Below are 16101 nucleotides of genomic sequence, written 5' to 3' on the forward strand. Positions count from 1 at the left end.
CGAACTCAACGACAGGCCCCGCAAACGCCTCGACTACGCTCGCCCCTCAGAGGCCATCCAAGACCTCTTGTTGCGTTGACCGCCCGAACTCGCCCAAGGTACCTAGTGAAACCGTCCCTCCCCGTCGGAAACATCCAGCGGGGAGGGACAGTTTCGCGTGGGCAATGTGGCCGGGAAGAGCGGGATCAGGCGGTCGACGCACCAACCCAGGCCGAGTACGACGACGAAGGTGCCGATGCCGAAGGTGGCGCCGCACAGCCAGCCGATCAGCGCTCCGACGACCTGAACCACGGTGTAGCTCCAGCGGAAGGGCACCGGCGGGTCCCAGGCGAGCGCGGCCACCTCGGTCGGGCCGGCACCGAGGTCGGCGGCCAGGTAGCCGGCGACGCCGATCGCGAGCACTACGAAGGCGAGCGCGAACTCCACCGATCGCGCGGTCCACGACTCCGGCGTCGGCAGCACTGGCAGCAGGGCGCTGACCACGGCACCGACGACGACCGGCTGGGTGATCGTGCCGAGGCCGGGCTTGCGGCCGCGCACCCAGGCCATCGCCACGAGAGCGACGCCGACCACGACATTGACCAGCAGGAACTCCACGTCGCCTGCGAGGGAGAGGCCGTTGATCATCATCGAGTAGCCGTCCGAGCCGAGCCGGGCGTCCAGCAGCAGGGCCACGCCGACGCCGAGGGCCGCACACGACAAGACGAGCTGGACCACCCGGCGTACGCGCCCGTCATACACCGAGCGTCCGGCCCAACGTCTCGAGGAGGCGGGCGAGGCGGGTGCGCTCGAGGTCGGACAGACCGGCCAGCAGCCGGTGCTCGTTGGCGATGTGGGCGGTGACCGCGCGGTCGATCAGCTCCACGCCGGCCGGCGTCAGCGTGATCCGGCGGCCGCGCGCGTCCTCCTCGCGGACGCTCCGGGTGACCAGGCCGCGGGCAACCAGGACATCGACCCGCTTGGTGACCGCGCCGGAGGTCAGCATCGTGCTCGCGCCGAGCTCACCCGGCGTCAGTGAGTACGGCGCGCCCGAGCGTCGCAGCGACGCGAGCACGTCGAAGTCGGTGGTGGTCATGCCGTACTCCTCGAACACCGTCCGCAGCTCGATAGCGAGCGCGTCCGCGAGCCGGTGCAGCCGGCCGATCACACCGATCGGCGAGGCGTCGAGGTCGGGTCGCTCGCGGGCCCACTGCTCAAGGATCCGGGCGACGTGGTCGGGCTCCATGACTTGGAATATATCTTCCGCGTAAGGGATTATAGTTTCCATGGAAGATAAACTGCGCGTGACGCTGCTGACGGCCTTCACGCCGGCCGCGTGGGGCACGACGTACTACGTCACCGCGGAGTTCCTTCCACCTGACCGGCCACTCTTCTCCGGCCTGGTCCGCGCGCTGCCGGTCGGCCTGGTGATCCTGGCGTTCACCCGCGAGCTCCCTCGCGGCATCTGGTGGCTGCGCGCGCTGGTGCTCGGCATCCTCAACATCGGCGCGTTCTTCACGCTGATCTTCCTGGCGGCGTACCGGCTGCCCGGCGGCCTCGCCGCCACCCTCACCGCCACCGCCCCGATCCTGATGATGCTGATGGCCTGGGTGCTGATCCGCGAGAAGCCGCACGCACTGTCGGTGCTCGGCGCCGTGGTCGGCTTCGCCGGGGTCGCACTGCTGGTGCTGCGGGCCGGCTTCGTGGTCGACGCGGTCGGCGTGCTCGCCTCGTTCGCCGCGATCGCGATGGCCTCGCTCGGCTTCATCCTTGTCAAGCGCTGGACACCGCCGGTCTCGCTGGTCACCTTCACCGGCTGGCAGCTGGTCGCCGGTGGCCTGGCGCTGCTTCCGGTAGCGCTGATCGTCGAAGGCGCCCCGCCGGCGCTCGACGCCCGCGCGGTCGGCGGCTTCCTGTGGATCTGCATCGTCGGCACGGGCCTCGCGTACGTCGTGTGGTTCAACGGGCTCCGGCAGCTCGAGGCCGGCTCGGTCGCGCTCATCGGGCTGCTGAACCCGGTCGTCGGCACCCTGGTCGGCGTCGTCCTCGCGGGTGAGGCCTTCGGCTGGACGCAGGCCACCGGCATGGCCCTCGTTCTCGGCGGCGTGCTTCTCGGCCAGCCGGCGGTGCGCGACCGGCTGATGGCCCCAGCGGCCACCCGAGAGGTGCATCACACCCCCGCCCGGCCGCAGCACGAGCTGGTCGGCAGTGCCGCAGACTGAAGGGCGTGTCTAGTGGTTATGCCCGGAGGTTCTTCGAGGGTCTGAGTGGTCAGGGTGCGTGCAGCGCAAGGCGTCGGAGGGAGGCGGGCCGGTGGCCCGTCGACCGACGACAACGCAGCGATGTGCGTGCCCTGGCCGCTCATACCCCGATGAACCTCCGGGCATGACCAATGGCCTGACTGCGACCGAGTTCCGGCTGAGGGACCTCGCCTTCGCGGCGTACGCGCCGACCGTCGTCAGCACGATCGGGCACGGCGCGGTGATGCCGGTCCTGGCGCTGCGGGCCCGCGAGCTCGGCGCCGACGTCGGTACGGCGGCGCTCGTGGTCGCGCTGCTCGGAATCGGGATGCTGGTGTCCTCGCTGCCCGCCGGCGCACTGGTGGCGCGGATCGGCGAGCGGCGCACCTTGATGATCGGCGGCTTCGTCGACGCGGTCGCGATGATCGCCGCTGCCGCCACCGGCTCGGTGCTCGGACTGTCCGTGGCGGTGCTGGTCAGCGGAGCGACCTGGACCGCATTCCTGCTCGCGCGGCAGGCCTACATGATCGACGCGGTGCCGCCGAGCCATCGCGCCCGGGCGCTGTCGCTGCTCGGCGCCAGCGCCCGCGTCGGCGTGCTCATCGGGCCGCTGCTCGGTGCCGGCCTGATCCACGTCTACGGTCTGCGCGCGGCGTTCCTGCTGGCCGCGGCGATGTCGGCGGGCTCGGCGCTGATCGCGATGACCGTCCCGGACCTCGGCGCCGCGAATCGCGCCCATGACGCCGCCAACGGCCGGGCGTCGGTCTGGTCCGTCCTGCGCGCGCACCGGCGCACGTTCCTGACGCTCGGTATCGCCGTACTGATCCTTGGCGCGGCCCGGTCGGTCCGGGCCAGCCTGCTCCCGCTGTGGGCCGACCACGTCGGCCTGGCAGCTAGCACCACCTCACTGATCTTCGCGGCGGCCGCCGCGATCGACATCGCGTTCTTCCTCCCGGGCGGCTGGCTGATGGACCACCGCGGCCGGATGGTGGTGGCGATCCCGGTGGTGCTGTCGGTCGCCGCCGGCGCCTTCCTGATGCCGCTGACGTCGCGCGCCCTGGCCGTCGGCGCGGTCGCCATGCTGATCGCGGCCGGCAACGGCCTCGGCTCCGGGATTGTGATGACGATCGGCGCCGACACCGCTCCCGAGTCCGGACGCTCCCAGTTCCTGGGTGGCTGGCGGCTGTGCGGCGACCTCGGCAACACCGGCGGGCCGCTGCTGATCAGCGCCATCGTCACCGCCGCCCCGCTGGCCGCGGCCTGCGTCGCCGTCGGCGTACTGGCGGTGCTGGGCGCCGCCTGGACCGGCTACTGGACCCACGACCTCGACGTACGCCGAGCGAAGGCCGGCTGATTCTGGACGATCCTGCTCCTGCTCACGTCGCACAGGACCTGAACGTTCAGAACGAGCGAGTCTGTGGATGAGGCGAGCGACGAGCGCCCAGATTCGGCAACATTGCCGACATGGGGGAACACAAGTGGGCTCGCGTGTGCCGACCGCCCAAGGGGTTGGTCAGGCCAGTGCGGGCCGACCCGACCGGAGTCGCCGGCCCCACGCCTGGAGCGGCACGCGGCAAACACTGGCGTCGGACCTCGCACGGTTGGTTTGTACCGGCTGACACTTCGCTCGAGTTACCGGAGCAGCGCATCCTCGAACAGTCGGTGCGACTGCCGGCCGGAGGCGCAGTGACCGGCTGGGCCGCATGTCGCTTGCATGGTGCGGGCCTCATCGACGGCCTCGCACCGGATGGGCGGACCCGTCACCCGGTTGGCCTCGCGCTCGGGGGTGCCGACCGGAGAATCCGGTCGGACCGAGCGGTCCGGTTGAGCTTCGAACAATTACCCGCGAGCGAGGTGATGACCCGCCAGCGTGTCCGAGTGATGATCCCGCTGCGGGCAGCCTTCGAGGTGGACATGATGGGCGCAGCGGAACTGGTCACGCTTGATGACGTACGGCGCGCGAAGCCGGGCTGACTCATCGCTGTAGCGGAGACCCCCAAAGGCCGGCGCTGGTTGGATGCCGCCCCACGTCTGGCTCGGCTAGGAGCACGTGCTGGGGAAGGGCCACTTGACCGTCCACGCGGAGTCCGGACCAAAGATTGGACTGGGGGGAGAGTTGTGACCGGCAGCCCAGACACAGGTATGGCCGGTTTTTGCTGGGCCCGCGTAGTAGGAGAACTTTCCTTGATCCACCTGACTCGCCTGATCGCTGTGGTACTTCCCGATCGCGGCTCCCACCCAGGTCGGCGTTCCAATGTGTCGCGTCTTGATGGTCACGACACATTTCCAACCGTTGGACGGATTGCGCCGCACGTAGGTTGTCGCCACGTCACTGATGACGAAACTGCCTAGCGCTTGGGTGTAGGCAGAGCCGCAGACCTCTTGAGGGGTGTACGGGTTTGCGGCAAACGTTGCGGGCGCTGGCAACAGCACAGCGACAACGAGGGCGACAGCGGACGCCAGGACGGTAAGGAATCGGCGCATCGGATCTCCTAAGCCCGGCGACTTTGACGTAGATTGCCTCAACCGACTCGGACTCGCACCGAGTTGGAAGCCAGGCCCGTGTCAGTATCGACGACCCGGAAGACGTTGATTCCAGGATGGCTGGTCTGGATGACGGTGGTGAAGATTCCACCGCTGACATTCACTGTGACCGAGTAGAAGTCCTCCCAGGCTTTGCCTTCCTGGCGCTGGACCTGGAGGATCGCGCCCTCGCCCTTCTGATAGATGCCGGTAAGGTCAAGGCGCTCCATCGGGCCGATCTGTGTCGCGCCCGCAGACAGCGCGATCTCGGGCTTGGCCGGCTTGGTCGGCGAGGTCTCCTCCTCAGGAGTCTCCTCGTCGTCACCCTCGTCGGCCGTCTCCTCCTCGCCGGCCGGGAGTGTGACGAGCGGGTCGTCGCCAGACTTGGTGGGCTTCGGGTCGGGGAGGTAGAGCGACTGCTGTCCCGTGGAGTCGTCGGAGGCCGAGCTGTCGCCACCGACACCGACGAACTGGGTGCCGGCCAGCACCACCAGTCCGGCGACCAGTCCGACCACCAGCCCGACACCGACCAGCGCCAGCAGACCAGTCAGAACTGGCTTGTCCTCTTCCACCGACACCGAGCGGTCCCTTCCGTCGCACTGCACCCGCGCACATTGTTGCAAAGGGCTGGAAAGCGAAGGTACTCAGAACCCTTTGGTCCACACGTTCTCGTCGACCAGCTTGGCCGAGCGCCAGCCGTCCGGCGTACGCACGAGATCGTGATGGTAGTAGCCGCCGACCTCGAGCAGCGTCTCGGTGCCGTCGGGAGCGCGCGCCACCATCGGGTTGGTGAAGTACGCCGTGGCGCGGGCCCGGTCGCCGTCCAGCTCGATCGCGACCTGGCCGACCAGGTGCTGCCAGCGCTCGAAGCCGGCCAGGTTGGCGATGAACGGCTTGGCCTCGGCGAGGTCGCCGGCCGGCCCGCCGACCGAGCTGTAGTCGAGTACGGCGTCCTCGGTGAACAGCGCGTCGAGGTCGTCCCAGCGCGAGGTGTCGATGGCGCGGGTGTAGCGGGTGATCAGGTCGGCGATCTCGTACCGGTCGCTGAGCTCCTGGTGGTCCATGACTGTCAGCCTTCCACAAAACTGAAACACGTTCTAGGCTGGCGGAATGCGGTTCACCTACGCCGAGGCGATGACCCAGGCCAGCTACTACGCGCCGCTCGCGCAGGCGGCGGAGGCGGCCGGCTACACCTCGATGACCGTCGCCGACTCGCTGATCTACCCAGCGGACTCGGACGCGCGCTATCCGTACACCGACAAGGGCGACCGGGAGTTCCTGGAGGGCAAGGAGTTCATCGAGACGCTGGTGATGTGCTCCTACCTCGCCGGCGTCACGTCCACGCTGCGCTTCACGCCGTTCGTGCTGAAACTGCCGGTACGGCCGCCGGTGCTGGTCGCCAAGCAGGCCGCATCGATCGCGCACCTGTCCGGCAACCGGCTCGGCCTGGGCATCGGCCTCTCGCCGTGGCCGGAGGACTTCGCGGCGATGGGGGTGCCGTGGGCCAAGCGCGGCAAGCGGATGGACGAGTGCATCGACATCCTGCGCGGGCTGTGGACCGGCGACTACTTCGAGTACGACGGCGAGTTCTACCAGGTGCCGCCGCTCAAGATCTGCCCCGCGCCGTCCGAGAACCTGCCGCTGCTGGTCGGCGGCCACGCGGACGCGGCCCTGCGCCGCGCCGTACTCAAGGGTGACGGGTGGATGCACGGCGGCGGCCCCCACGAGGACCTCGACGACCTGCTCACCCGGCTGGCCGCGATCCGGCGTCAAGAGGGAGTCGAGGGCGACGCATCGTTTGAGGTGCACGTGATCTCGTTCGACGCGTATGACGCCGACGGGATCAAGCGGCTGGAGGACAAGGGCGTCACCGACTGCATCGTGGGCTTCCGCGACCCGTACATCGTCGGCCCGGACCAGGAGCCGCTGGAGAAGAAGATCCGGCACCTGGAGAAGTACGCCGAGAACGTGATCGCCAAGGTCTCATGACCGACGACAGCCTCACCGCGCCGTTCCAGGCGGCCATCGCCCGGGCCGAGGAGCTGATTGCGGGCGCGCCGTTCATCCGCACCGAGCAGGACCTGCTCGAGGGCTACGACTACCTCGCCGGCCGGATCCGGGCGTCGCTGCAGATGGCGTTCGACCATGACCTGGACCGGCCGCTGTTCATCAACACCACCCACCAGTTCTCGCGGCAGGGGCTCGACAACCCGGACACGCTGTACTTCCACTGCTACCTCACCGACGACGTGGAGTACGTCGTCCGCGGGCGCCGCGGCAGCACCGCCGACCTGAGCTTCCAAGTGATGGGTGGTGGCTATACGCCGGAAGGGGTGCCGCCGTCGCTGGCGGCCTTCGACGACCGCGAGCTCGACATCGCCTCCGATGGGACCTTTGAGCTGCAGCTGGGGCCGTTCGAGGGAGCCAAGACGCTGATCGTGCGCGAGGTCTACAACGACTGGGAGACCGAGGAGCGCGGCACCCTGTGGGTGGAGCGGGCCGACCGGGCCGGCGTACCGGCGAAGCCGCTGACCAGGCAGCGGCTGGCCCAGCGCTACGAGGTCGCCGGCAAGCTGCTGACCGGCTCCGTCGAGACTTGGCTGGCGTTCCCGCACTTCTTCTACCTGAAGGAGCCGGTCAACACGCTGACCGCGCCAGCGTCGACACCGGGCGGCCTGTCCTCGCAGTTCTCCTCGATCGGCCACTACGAGCTGGCCGAGGACGAGGCGATGATCGTGACCGTCCCGGTCTGCGACGACTGCTCCTACCAGGGGATGCAGATCGGGTCGGACTGGTACATCTCCACCGACTACGAGTCGCACCAGACCTCGCTGACCAAGGCCCAGGCGGCCGTCGATCCCGACGGTCAGCTGCGGTTCGTGATCTCCGAGGCCAACCCCGGCGTGGCCAACTGGCTGGAGACGCTCGGCCACCGGACCGGGCCGATCATGCTGCGCTGGCAGCGGCTGACCCGCGACCTCGGCGCCGCGGACGGGCCGACGGTGGAGGTGGTGCGGTTCGCCGACCTGCCGTCGAAGCTGCCGCACTACACCCCGATCACCGACGACGAGTACGCCGTACGGATCGCCGCCAGGCAGCGGGCGGTGGCGCGGAGGATGCTGTCGTGAGGGAGCGCGACTCGCTGGGCTCGTACGACGAGATCGTGGCCGCCGCGGTCCGGACCACCGGGCTGTCCGACTTCGGCGGCACCGACCACGAGGAGGGCGTGCGGATCCTGGTCGAGGCGCTGACTGCCGAGGCGGGGCTGACGCCGGTCGGCAACTACCGGATGCGCGGCTCGGTCAAAGGGCTGCTGGTGGCGCGGCTGCTGGCCGAGCAGGGCTTCGCCGCGCACCCGTCGTACGCCGACATCGCGATCGAACGGCCGATCTTCATCACCGGGCTCCCGCGCTCGGGCACCACCCTGCTGCAGCGGCTTCTCACCGCCGACCCCGCGCACCAGGGGCTGGAGCAGTGGCTGGCCGACCTGCCGCAGCCGCGACCGCCGCGGGAGAGCTGGCCGGACGACCCGATCCTCAGTGCCATGCAGGCCGGCTACCAGGCGTTCCACGCCGCCAACCCCGAGCTCGCCGGGCTGCACTACTCCGACGCCACCACCCACGAGGAGTGCTGGCGGCTGCTCCAGCAGTCCGGGACCTCGGTCTCGTTCGAGACTCAGGCGCACGTGCCGTCGTACGCCGCTTGGCTGGACAAGCAGGACTGGACTCCGTCGTACGCGCGGTACCGGCGGCTGCTCCAGCTGATCGGGCTGAACGACCCCGGCAGGCGCTGGATCCTGAAGAACCCGAGCCACCTGGTCGCGCTCGATGCGCTGCTGGAGGTCTTCCCGGACGCGATCGTGCTGGTCACCCACCGCGACCCGGTCACCTGCGTGGCGTCGATGTGCTCGCTGGCGGCCGCGTCGACCCGCGACACCTCGACCGTGTTCACCGGCGCGACCATCGGCCGCACCCAGCTCGACCTGCTGGTCCGCGAGCACGCGGCGTACCGCGCCACCCGCGAGTCAGCGGCGCCCGGCCACTTCCTCGACGTGGCGTACGACGACCTCGTGGGCGACCCGGTCGGCACGGTCGAGGCGGTCTACCGGCACTTCGACCTGCCGTGGGAGACCACGGTCGCCGGAGCGGTCCGCGCCGAGCTCGACGCGTCCCGCTCCGGCGTCCGGGCACCCTCCCACAGGTACGCCCTGGCCGACTACGGACTGACCGAGGACCAGGTCAGGTCCGCCCTCAGCTAGCCCGATGCCGGGATAGTCCAGAACGATTCGCATCATTCTGCGGCCGAAAGTGATGTCGAATGTTCTGGACTATCGCCTCCACGCCACGTCGACGTCGATCGAAGTGCCGGAGCCGGTGATCCGGATCGGGGCGATCCGGCTGTTGCGCCAGATCCGCTGGCCCACCACGACCGGGCTGCTGTCGCGGATGTAGTTCCACGACGCCCACCAGCTGCCATCCGGCGCCTGGAAGACGTCGAAGGCGCCGGGTCCGCGCTTGTTGCCGGGCAGCGTCTTGTTCCGCATCCGGGGTGGCAGCGCGTTGGCGAAGCCCGGGCCAGCGTCCGGGCGCGGCTTGTAGGCGAAGTAGGCCCGCTGGGCGTCCAGCGGCGGGCAGCGGCCGTCGGCGAGGTGGGCACCGCAGAGCGCGATGCCGGTGCCGTACCGGTTGGAGTCCCAGTCGTTGCCGGAGAAGAACAGGTACCACTTGCCGCCGCGGTAGATCGCGTTCGGGTTCTCCACCGTGATCACGTCCGCCTCGTCGTCGAGGTCGGCCTCGTGGTGGGTCCACGGGTTGTTGTTGCTGCGCAGGATCTCGGTCGGCGGCTTGACCAGAGTGGCCTTCCGGCCGCCCAGCCGAAGCTCGCTGGCACCGAGCGCGGTGTGGTCCTTCCTGGTCCAGGCGCCGTTGCGCAGCGTCATCCAGAACCGGCCACGCGGCCCGGTGGTGACGTCGGCGTCGATCGCCCATCGGCCCTGCGGGCAGTACAGCGGATTCTTGGCCGCCTTCCAGCTGGTCCACCACTTCGACGACGTCGCGTAGCCGATGCACCGGCGGCCGGTGCTGCTGTCACGGTGCTGCGCGCTGTAGAAGAGGTAGTAGACGACCTTCTTCTGTGGCCCCTCGCGGTGCGGCACCACGGCCGGTGTCCACAGCGTCGAGTCCGGCTTCGCCCAGTAGCCCGCCGGGAACGTGCGATCCCGCCGCTCCCACGCGTCGCCGTCGATCGCGCTCCGGCGGACGAAGCTGACGTTCTTGAACTCGACCGTCGTGAACGGCAGCTTCTCCGCCTTCGGCAGGCTGGCCCCGTACGCGACGTACTTCGGCGTGCCGGGGATCCGCATCAGGTCCGCGCCGGGGAACTTGAAGTCGGCAGCCTCCGACGTCGGGCCTGGCACGGATCCGGGTGGTCGAGCAGGTTGCGCAGCAACCGTCGTCGAGACCACCAGGCTGCCGGCCAGGGCCACGCACGCGACGAGCAGAATCGGCGCTCTCACCGCGTGACCGTGAGGTCGACCTGCACCGGCTTGTGGTCGCCGCCGAAGCCGTCCAGGGCCTTGACCGTGCCCTTGGCGTTCCTCTTCGACCAGACGTAGTCGATCGCCCGGTTGTCGTGGCTCTCGTCGGTCCAGGGCTTGGCCCTGTCTCGAAGCTTCTCGAGAAGGTTGTAGCGGTGGCCGAGGGTGGCGTTGAAGTCGCCCATCAGCAGCGGCTCCGACTTGAGGCCCTTCCACCATGCGGCGCAACGGGCCACCTGCTCGAGGTGGAGCTTCCTGGTCAGGCCGCCGAGCCGCTCCGCGGACGCCACGAGGTGTACGACGCCGGCAGTCCAGCGCAGCCCGTCGGTCTTGATCCGCACCCAGTTGACCCACTTGCGGGCCGCGATCCCGTCTTTGGCGCCGGCGGTCCCCTTCTCCACATTGGCCGCCTCGGTGAGCAGCTTGGCGCCATCGTCCAGCACCGTGACGCCGCGCTTGCGGACCAGGATCGCGTTGTGCCGGCTCACGGGGCCGTAGTCCTTCTGGAACAGCCGGTAGCCCGGGTTCGCCCGCGCCACCTGCTTGAGCAGGTCCTTGCGGTCGGCGACCTCCTGAAGACCGAGTACGGCGGGCTTGCGGTCCAGCAGCCGGCTCAGCTGGGCGCGGAGTGTCGGCGCCGACTTGTCGCCGACGTTGTAGGTGATCACCCGGATCGAGTGCACCCCCGCCCGCTCGGTCTGCTGGCTGGTCGCCGGAGCGGCCGTGGCGGGCGCCGCCGCGGGAGTGAACCCGCTCCCGACGAGTGCGGCGGCCGCCGCGGCAGTGCTGGCCAGCAGGCGAATCCGCCGACTGGTCGATCCGTTGGTCCCCGTGCGCTGCATGTGCTTCCTCCAGGTCATGTTTGGACGTGAAGGGAGTCCATCAGTTCGCATTCCGGGCAACAAGACAGCCGTGGTTACGAAGTCCTTACCCGGCCAGAAGCTGGCTAGCCGACCCGGATCCGGGCGCCCTTCTCCGGCACGCTGGTGATGTTGCGGACCTTGGGCTGCTCGTCGCCGACCGCGGTGACGGCGTACTCCTTGAGGATCTCGCGCAGCGCGGCGGTGCCCTCCATCAGCGAGAACCCGGCCCCGATGCAGCGGCGTACCCCGCCACCGAACGGGATCCAGGTGTTCGCCGGCGGGTTGTGGTCGAGGAAGCGCTCGGGGCGGAACTCGAGCGGGTCGGCGTGGTTGTCCTCGCGGGCGTGGGCGATCAGGATCGAGGTGCCGACGAAGATGCCGGTCGGCAGGTCGATGCCGCCGATGGTGACCGGTGCCATCAGCTGGCGGACCACCATCGGGATCACCGGGTGCAGCCGCATCGACTCCTTGAGCACCGCCTCCAGCCAGGCGTCGTCGCCGTCGCGGGCGGCGGCGCGGGACCGGTCGAGCAGGGCGGGCGATCGGCCGAGCTCGTAGAGCGACCAGGCCAGCGCGGTCGCGGTGGTCTCGTGGCCGGCCAGCAGCAGGGTGACCAGCTGGTCGCGCAGCTCGGTGTCGGTCAGTGCGTCCTCACCCTCGCCGCTCCGGATCAGCTGGGAGAGTACGTCGGTGCGCTCGGCGAGGTCGGGCACCTCACGACGCTCGGCGATCTCGTCGTACATCAAGCGGTCGAGCCGCCGCTGGTTCTCCTCGAGCCGCTGCCAGGGCCGGAGCCTGCGGAGCCGGGGGAACGCCCAGCCCAGCAGCAGCGCCGGGTTGATATCGACGATCTTCTGGACCGTCGGCCGGAGCGCGGCGAGCCGCTGCTCGTCGGCCACTCCGAAGACCACGCGCAGGATCACCTCGAGCGTGAGCGCGTTCATCCGGTCGAGCGCGCGGAACTCCTCGCCGCTGCGCCAGGTCGCGACCTCGTCCCGGGCGACCTCGGTGACCAGGTCCTGGTAGCCGCGCAGCGCGTGACCGTTGAAGGCCGGCATCAGCAGCCGGCGGGCCCGCTTGTGCTCGCCGGAGTCCTGCAGCAGAAGCGAGTGCTCGCCCATGATCGGGCCGAGGATCGAGTTGCCCTTGCCGGCGTGGAAGATCTCGGGGTCGCCGGCGAAGATCTCGCGCGAGTGCTCCGGCTTGGTGAACAGCACCAGCGGCCGCGGGCCGGGCACCAGCCGGACGGTGAACACGTCGCCGTACTTGCGGTGCAGCCAGGGCACGAACCGGTGGCGATAGCGGACCAGCCCGATGCTCTGCGCGACCACCGGCCAGCCGGGGCCGTCCGGGAGCCGGGACCAGTCATGGTTCTTGCGACCTGCCGAGCCGGAGGCGAGCTCGAACCTCGCCGCGCTCAGTCGATCGAGTTCCTCATCGGTGATCGTCATGGCGCACTCCCGGAACGGCGGTGTGTGTCGGTCTTCACATACTACGAGTACGGTCAAGGCGTCCGGGCGGACGTCATACGAACCGCTACCCATGGCGACCGGTCCGTACGACGTTCCGCAGGACGTCATTCGAAGCGCGAGCAATAGGTGACGTTTCGTATGACGTCCGCTCGGCCGCGCGACGAGTCAAGCGTCGATCCGGCGTACGCCGAGCAGCTCGTGCCGGGGCAGCGGGTTGTCCCGGGTCGCCCGGCAGGTCAGCTGGGCGGTGGCCGGGCCGTGGGTGGTCCGGACCGTCACCTGGTACGACGCCGCACCGACCGCGAACACCGCTTCGGTCTCCTCGCCGACGACGCGGGCAGAGACCAGCCGGAGTGCGTCGTTGCGGGTCTCGGCGAGGTCGCGGCGGAGCAGGATCTCGGCGGCCTGCACCGGCATCCGGTAGCCGGACCGGCCGCGCAGGTGGTCGAGGTCGAGCTCACCGGCAAGGTGGGAGCCGGTCACCGAGATCGCGGCGGCGGCGTCGATCCGGCCGTAGTAGAGGCCGTCCGGGAACACGATCATGTTGCCGGCGAACCGGTCGCCGCCGATGTGCGAGATCTCCCAGCCGTCCTCGGGCCGGGCAGCGGCGAGCGCGGCTGCCGCGGGGCGGCCCTGCTCGGCGCAGCAGGCGTCGTGCCGGCCGTGCGTGCACACCGCGAAGACGGGCCGGGCGTGCCGGTCCAGGCCGATCGACCGGCCGGCACCGAGACCGGCCAGGTCCAGCTCGAGCAGCTGCTCGGGGTCGTCGAGGATGGTGGTCTCGGCCCAGGGCGCCGCGGGGTCGGCGTACGCCGCGAACACCCGGAACTGGTGCCGCGGGGCCTCGCGGTGGTGGCGGCGTACCAGCAGCACCCGGACCCGGGCCTCGTGTGCCGGCTGCCGCAGCGCCTGCTTCACCGGCGGAGGAAGTCGGGCGTCGTGGAGGGCATCGACGCCCCACGGGCCGGGGTTCTCGACGAGCAGGAAGGCGCGCACGGTCGAGGCGGTGCCGAGGAGCTGGTCGTCGCGCACCAGGCTGGTGCGGGCGCACCGGAACGCCGCCGTCACGCCTTCGGTCTCTCGACCAGCTCCAGCAGCCCTTCGCGGACCAGGCGCCGGCACAGCACCAGCCGGCTCCGGGGGTCGAGCAGCTCCGCCAGATCAGCGGGCCGGAAGTCGCCCGCAGCACCACGGATCGCCTCTACCGCCAGCCGGATCCAGGCCGGGCCGTCGAGGTACCGGTCGCCGAGCAGCATCCGGACCTTCGGGTCCCGGTCCACCAGGACGCACGGGCGGCCCGCCCGCCGCCGGAGCAGCGAGTCGTCGGTGAGCTCGGCGACGGTGAGTACGTCGCGTAGGCCGCCGCGCAGTCGTGGGTTGCGGGTGGTCAGGAACCGTTCGATCTCGCGATCGACCGCCGCGTCGGCATCGAGGCGGCGCACCTGCTCGGCCAGCTCGTCGAGCCGCCGCCGAAGGCCGACGACCAGGTCGGCCGGGTCGTCGAGGTAGCCGGCCGGCAGATGGTCGCCGTCCACCTCGTCGAGCAGCGGCCGGAGCGTGCGCTGGACCAGGCCGCGCCAGGTGAGCTGGTTGATGCCGAGGGTGACGTGGAGGGAGGCGACCTCCTGGGTGCGCGCGGCGTGCCGAACCCCGGTGGGCAGGTACATCGACAGGCCCGGCTCCAGCAGTACCTCATCGACGCCGTCGTCCGTGTGCACCTCCCACAGCTTGTGCCCGTGGGTCTGGAACACGAAGACGTCGTGGCTGTCGGCGTGCACCGAGAACCCCTGCGCGCCCGGTGGGGTGAGGTAGGCGTTGGCCTGACAGGGGTGGCCGAGTTCGACCTCCAGGTCGGCGACGAGCTCGCCGAGCGGTGGCCAGTAGCGGTGCAGGCCCTGCAGCACCACCGTCGCGCCGTCGCCGAACAGCTTCAGCACCTTGCGCCCGTCGACAAGCCCGGTGAGCGGCCGGCCAGCGAGCGTCGCCGAGCGGGTGTACGACGACTCCGGGAGCACGCTGCCGTCGCGCGCGAGCCGGATCGCCGGCGTCCGGATCGCCGTCGCGGTCAGCAGGTGGTCGACGTCGTCGAAGGAGAGTAGGCCGACCAGCCGCTGCGGGTCGGTGCGGTGCAGGTGGACGCGTGACGCCCACACCTTCGCGAGGAAGGTCTGGGCGTCACCGCTCAAGAGGTCGAGCGCGGACACGCCGCTCTCAGTGGTCTTCGCCGTCGCCGTCGGCCGGGACCGGCGCGCGCTCGGCCGCGGCGGCGTCGACGCCGTCGGCGTCGGCCACGCCTCCGTCCGTGCCGTCCGTACCGTCGGCATCCGCGCCGTCGGTGGCGTCCGCATCGGCGTCGGTACCATCCGCGTCCGTGGTGTCGTTGCCGTCGGCGTCCGCGTCGGTGCCGTCGGCGTCGGTGGCCGCGCCCTCGGTGCTGCCGAGGTCGCCGCCGGTGGTCAGGTCGTCGTCGCTGAGGGGCTCTTCAGGGGTGTTGGTCATGTCGAAGTCCTCACGTCGTTGGAAAGCGTGGGTAACGACGTGAGTCTTGCGCTCGGACCGGACGGCCACAAGAGGCCGCGCCCAGCCCGGATCCGGGCTGTCAGCCGACAGGAACCCGGACGGCGGACACGACCAGCTCGGGCGACGGCTTCGTCCTCAGGTCGGCGCACGACTGCCGGCGAGAGTGACCGGGGCGGGTGGCCACCTCGACCTCCCACTGCTGCCCGGCGGACTCGACCGCGACCGCGCCGCCGTCGGCAGCCACGACCCGCACCTCGTCGACCGCCCAGCAGCCGGACTCCCGGCGTACCGCCAGCTCGGCGACCTGCGCGGCGGCGGACTGTCCGGCCCGGCCCCGGGTCACGGCGTCGTCCACGGTGCCCTCGGCCAGCGCCCGGCAGGCGGTGACCGCGGACTCCTCGTCGAGACGGCCGAGGCAGTAGCCGCTCGGCAGCGCCAGCAGCGTGGCGGCGAACCGGTGTCCGCCGAGGTGGTTGGTCTCCCACGTCTGCGCCGGCCACTCGGCCGCGAGCGCACCGGCGACCGGGCGCCCCTGCTTGGCGCAGCACAGGTCGCGGCGGCCGTTGGTGCAGACCAGCCACAGGTGGTCGGTGTACGGCGTGAGCCCGGGCCGCTGCCCGGCGCCGAGGCCGGTCAGGTCGAGGCTGCAGAGGTCCTCGTGGCTGTCGAGCACGGTGGTCTCGATCCAGGTCTCGTCGGCGCCGAGGTGTGCCGCGAAGATCCGGACCCCGCCGTCGGCCGCTCCCCCGTGCCTGCGGATCAGCTGCACCCGGACCCCGTCGAGCGCCTGGAGATAGGCGCGCACCACGTCCGGCAGCCCGCTTTCGGCCACGGCGTTGCGCGCCCACGGGCCGGCGTACTCGACCAGGAGGAAGGTGCTGTCCGTGGGCGCGGTGCCGGCGAGCGGCTCGAGTTCGATCATGCTCGCGCCCGAGCAGGAGAATGTCACAAAGGTAAGCCTAACCTCA

Annotated in this window: 16 protein-coding genes; 5 read left to right on the forward strand and 11 right to left on the reverse strand. The window is 70.4% G+C overall.

All coding sequences use genetic code 11. The annotated features are described in order from the left end of the window. Positions 1–102: 102 nt before the first annotated feature. Both DDV73_RS07440 and DDV73_RS07445 read right to left on the reverse strand, forming a co-directional pair. Positions 103–741, reverse strand: coding sequence for a YczE/YyaS/YitT family protein (locus DDV73_RS07440; RefSeq protein ID WP_154402648.1), 639 nt, complete (start codon positions 739–741; stop codon positions 103–105). After that, positions 734–1225, reverse strand: coding sequence for a MarR family winged helix-turn-helix transcriptional regulator (locus tag DDV73_RS07445; protein WP_109506621.1), 492 nt, complete (start codon positions 1223–1225; stop codon positions 734–736). The genes DDV73_RS07440 and DDV73_RS07445 overlap by 8 nt, the downstream gene beginning before the upstream one ends. A gap of 58 nt (positions 1226–1283) precedes the next feature. Between DDV73_RS07445 and DDV73_RS07450 the strand changes: the two genes are divergently transcribed. Both DDV73_RS07450 and DDV73_RS07455 read left to right on the forward strand, forming a co-directional pair. Further along, a complete protein-coding gene (locus tag DDV73_RS07450) occupies positions 1284–2201 on the forward strand; it encodes an EamA family transporter (protein WP_240617172.1) in 918 nt (305 codons plus the stop codon). A gap of 163 nt (positions 2202–2364) precedes the next feature. Further along, positions 2365–3573 (forward strand): MFS transporter, encoded by a 1209-nt coding sequence (locus DDV73_RS07455; protein WP_109506623.1) that lies wholly within the window; start codon positions 2365–2367, stop codon positions 3571–3573. Between the two features lie 1168 nt (positions 3574–4741). Here DDV73_RS07455 and DDV73_RS07460 read toward each other — a convergent pair. Together DDV73_RS07460 and DDV73_RS07465 are read right to left on the reverse strand one after the other, a co-directional pair. Then, positions 4742–5320 carry a hypothetical protein gene (locus DDV73_RS07460; protein ID WP_109506624.1) on the reverse strand — a complete coding sequence of 193 codons (579 nt, stop codon included), beginning with the start codon at positions 5318–5320 and terminating at the stop codon, positions 4742–4744. Between the two features lie 66 nt (positions 5321–5386). Further along, positions 5387–5806, reverse strand: a complete 420-nt coding sequence (locus DDV73_RS07465) for a nuclear transport factor 2 family protein (protein ID WP_109506625.1) — start codon at positions 5804–5806, stop codon at positions 5387–5389. Positions 5807–5852: 46 nt separating this feature from the next. On the opposite strand from DDV73_RS07465, the gene DDV73_RS07470 reads away from it, so the two are divergent. The 3 genes from DDV73_RS07470 to DDV73_RS07480 are packed head-to-tail and all read left to right on the forward strand — an operon-like array spanning position 5853 to position 9000. Then, complete coding sequence (locus tag DDV73_RS07470) at positions 5853–6731, forward strand: TIGR03619 family F420-dependent LLM class oxidoreductase (RefSeq protein ID WP_109506626.1); 879 nt, start codon at positions 5853–5855, stop codon at positions 6729–6731. Then, positions 6728–7870 (forward strand): hypothetical protein, encoded by a 1143-nt coding sequence (locus DDV73_RS07475; protein ID WP_109506627.1) that lies wholly within the window; start codon positions 6728–6730, stop codon positions 7868–7870. Before DDV73_RS07470 ends, DDV73_RS07475 begins: the two co-directional genes overlap by 4 nt. Further along, the gene (locus tag DDV73_RS07480; protein ID WP_206050765.1) at positions 7867–9000 is read left to right on the forward strand and encodes a sulfotransferase family protein; all 1134 of its coding nucleotides are present in this window, start codon (positions 7867–7869) and stop codon (positions 8998–9000) included. Before DDV73_RS07475 ends, DDV73_RS07480 begins: the two co-directional genes overlap by 4 nt. 69 nt (positions 9001–9069) lie before the next feature. Here DDV73_RS07480 and DDV73_RS07485 read toward each other — a convergent pair whose 3' ends face one another. From DDV73_RS07485 to DDV73_RS07515, 7 genes are all read right to left on the reverse strand, one after another. Further along, a complete protein-coding gene (locus tag DDV73_RS07485) occupies positions 9070–10257 on the reverse strand; it encodes a family 43 glycosylhydrolase (RefSeq protein ID WP_154402649.1) in 1188 nt (395 codons plus the stop codon). Then, positions 10254–11138: an exonuclease/endonuclease/phosphatase family protein gene (locus DDV73_RS07490; protein WP_161962313.1), complete on the reverse strand. Its 885-nt coding sequence runs from the start codon at positions 11136–11138 to the stop codon at positions 10254–10256. Before DDV73_RS07490 ends, DDV73_RS07485 begins: the two co-directional genes overlap by 4 nt. 86 nt (positions 11139–11224) lie before the next feature. Then, positions 11225–12592, reverse strand: coding sequence for a cytochrome P450 (locus DDV73_RS07495; protein WP_109506630.1), 1368 nt, complete (start codon positions 12590–12592; stop codon positions 11225–11227). Positions 12593–12778: 186 nt separating this feature from the next. After that, entirely contained in the window at positions 12779–13681 is a 903-nt protein-coding gene (locus DDV73_RS07500) for a sucrase ferredoxin (RefSeq protein ID WP_109506631.1), read from the reverse strand. After that, entirely contained in the window at positions 13678–14817 is a 1140-nt protein-coding gene (locus tag DDV73_RS07505; RefSeq protein ID WP_240617173.1) for a cupin domain-containing protein, read from the reverse strand. The genes DDV73_RS07500 and DDV73_RS07505 overlap by 4 nt, the downstream gene beginning before the upstream one ends. A gap of 7 nt (positions 14818–14824) precedes the next feature. Beyond that, a complete protein-coding gene (locus tag DDV73_RS28380) occupies positions 14825–15112 on the reverse strand; it encodes a hypothetical protein (protein WP_154402650.1) in 288 nt (95 codons plus the stop codon). 100 nt (positions 15113–15212) lie between these two features. Next, positions 15213–16055: a sucrase ferredoxin gene (locus DDV73_RS07515; RefSeq protein ID WP_109506634.1), complete on the reverse strand. Its 843-nt coding sequence runs from the start codon at positions 16053–16055 to the stop codon at positions 15213–15215. Positions 16056–16101: the final 46 nt, after the last annotated feature.

The organism is Nocardioides speluncae (assembly GCF_003121585.1).
GTDB lineage: Bacteria > Actinomycetota > Actinomycetes > Propionibacteriales > Nocardioidaceae > Nocardioides > Nocardioides speluncae.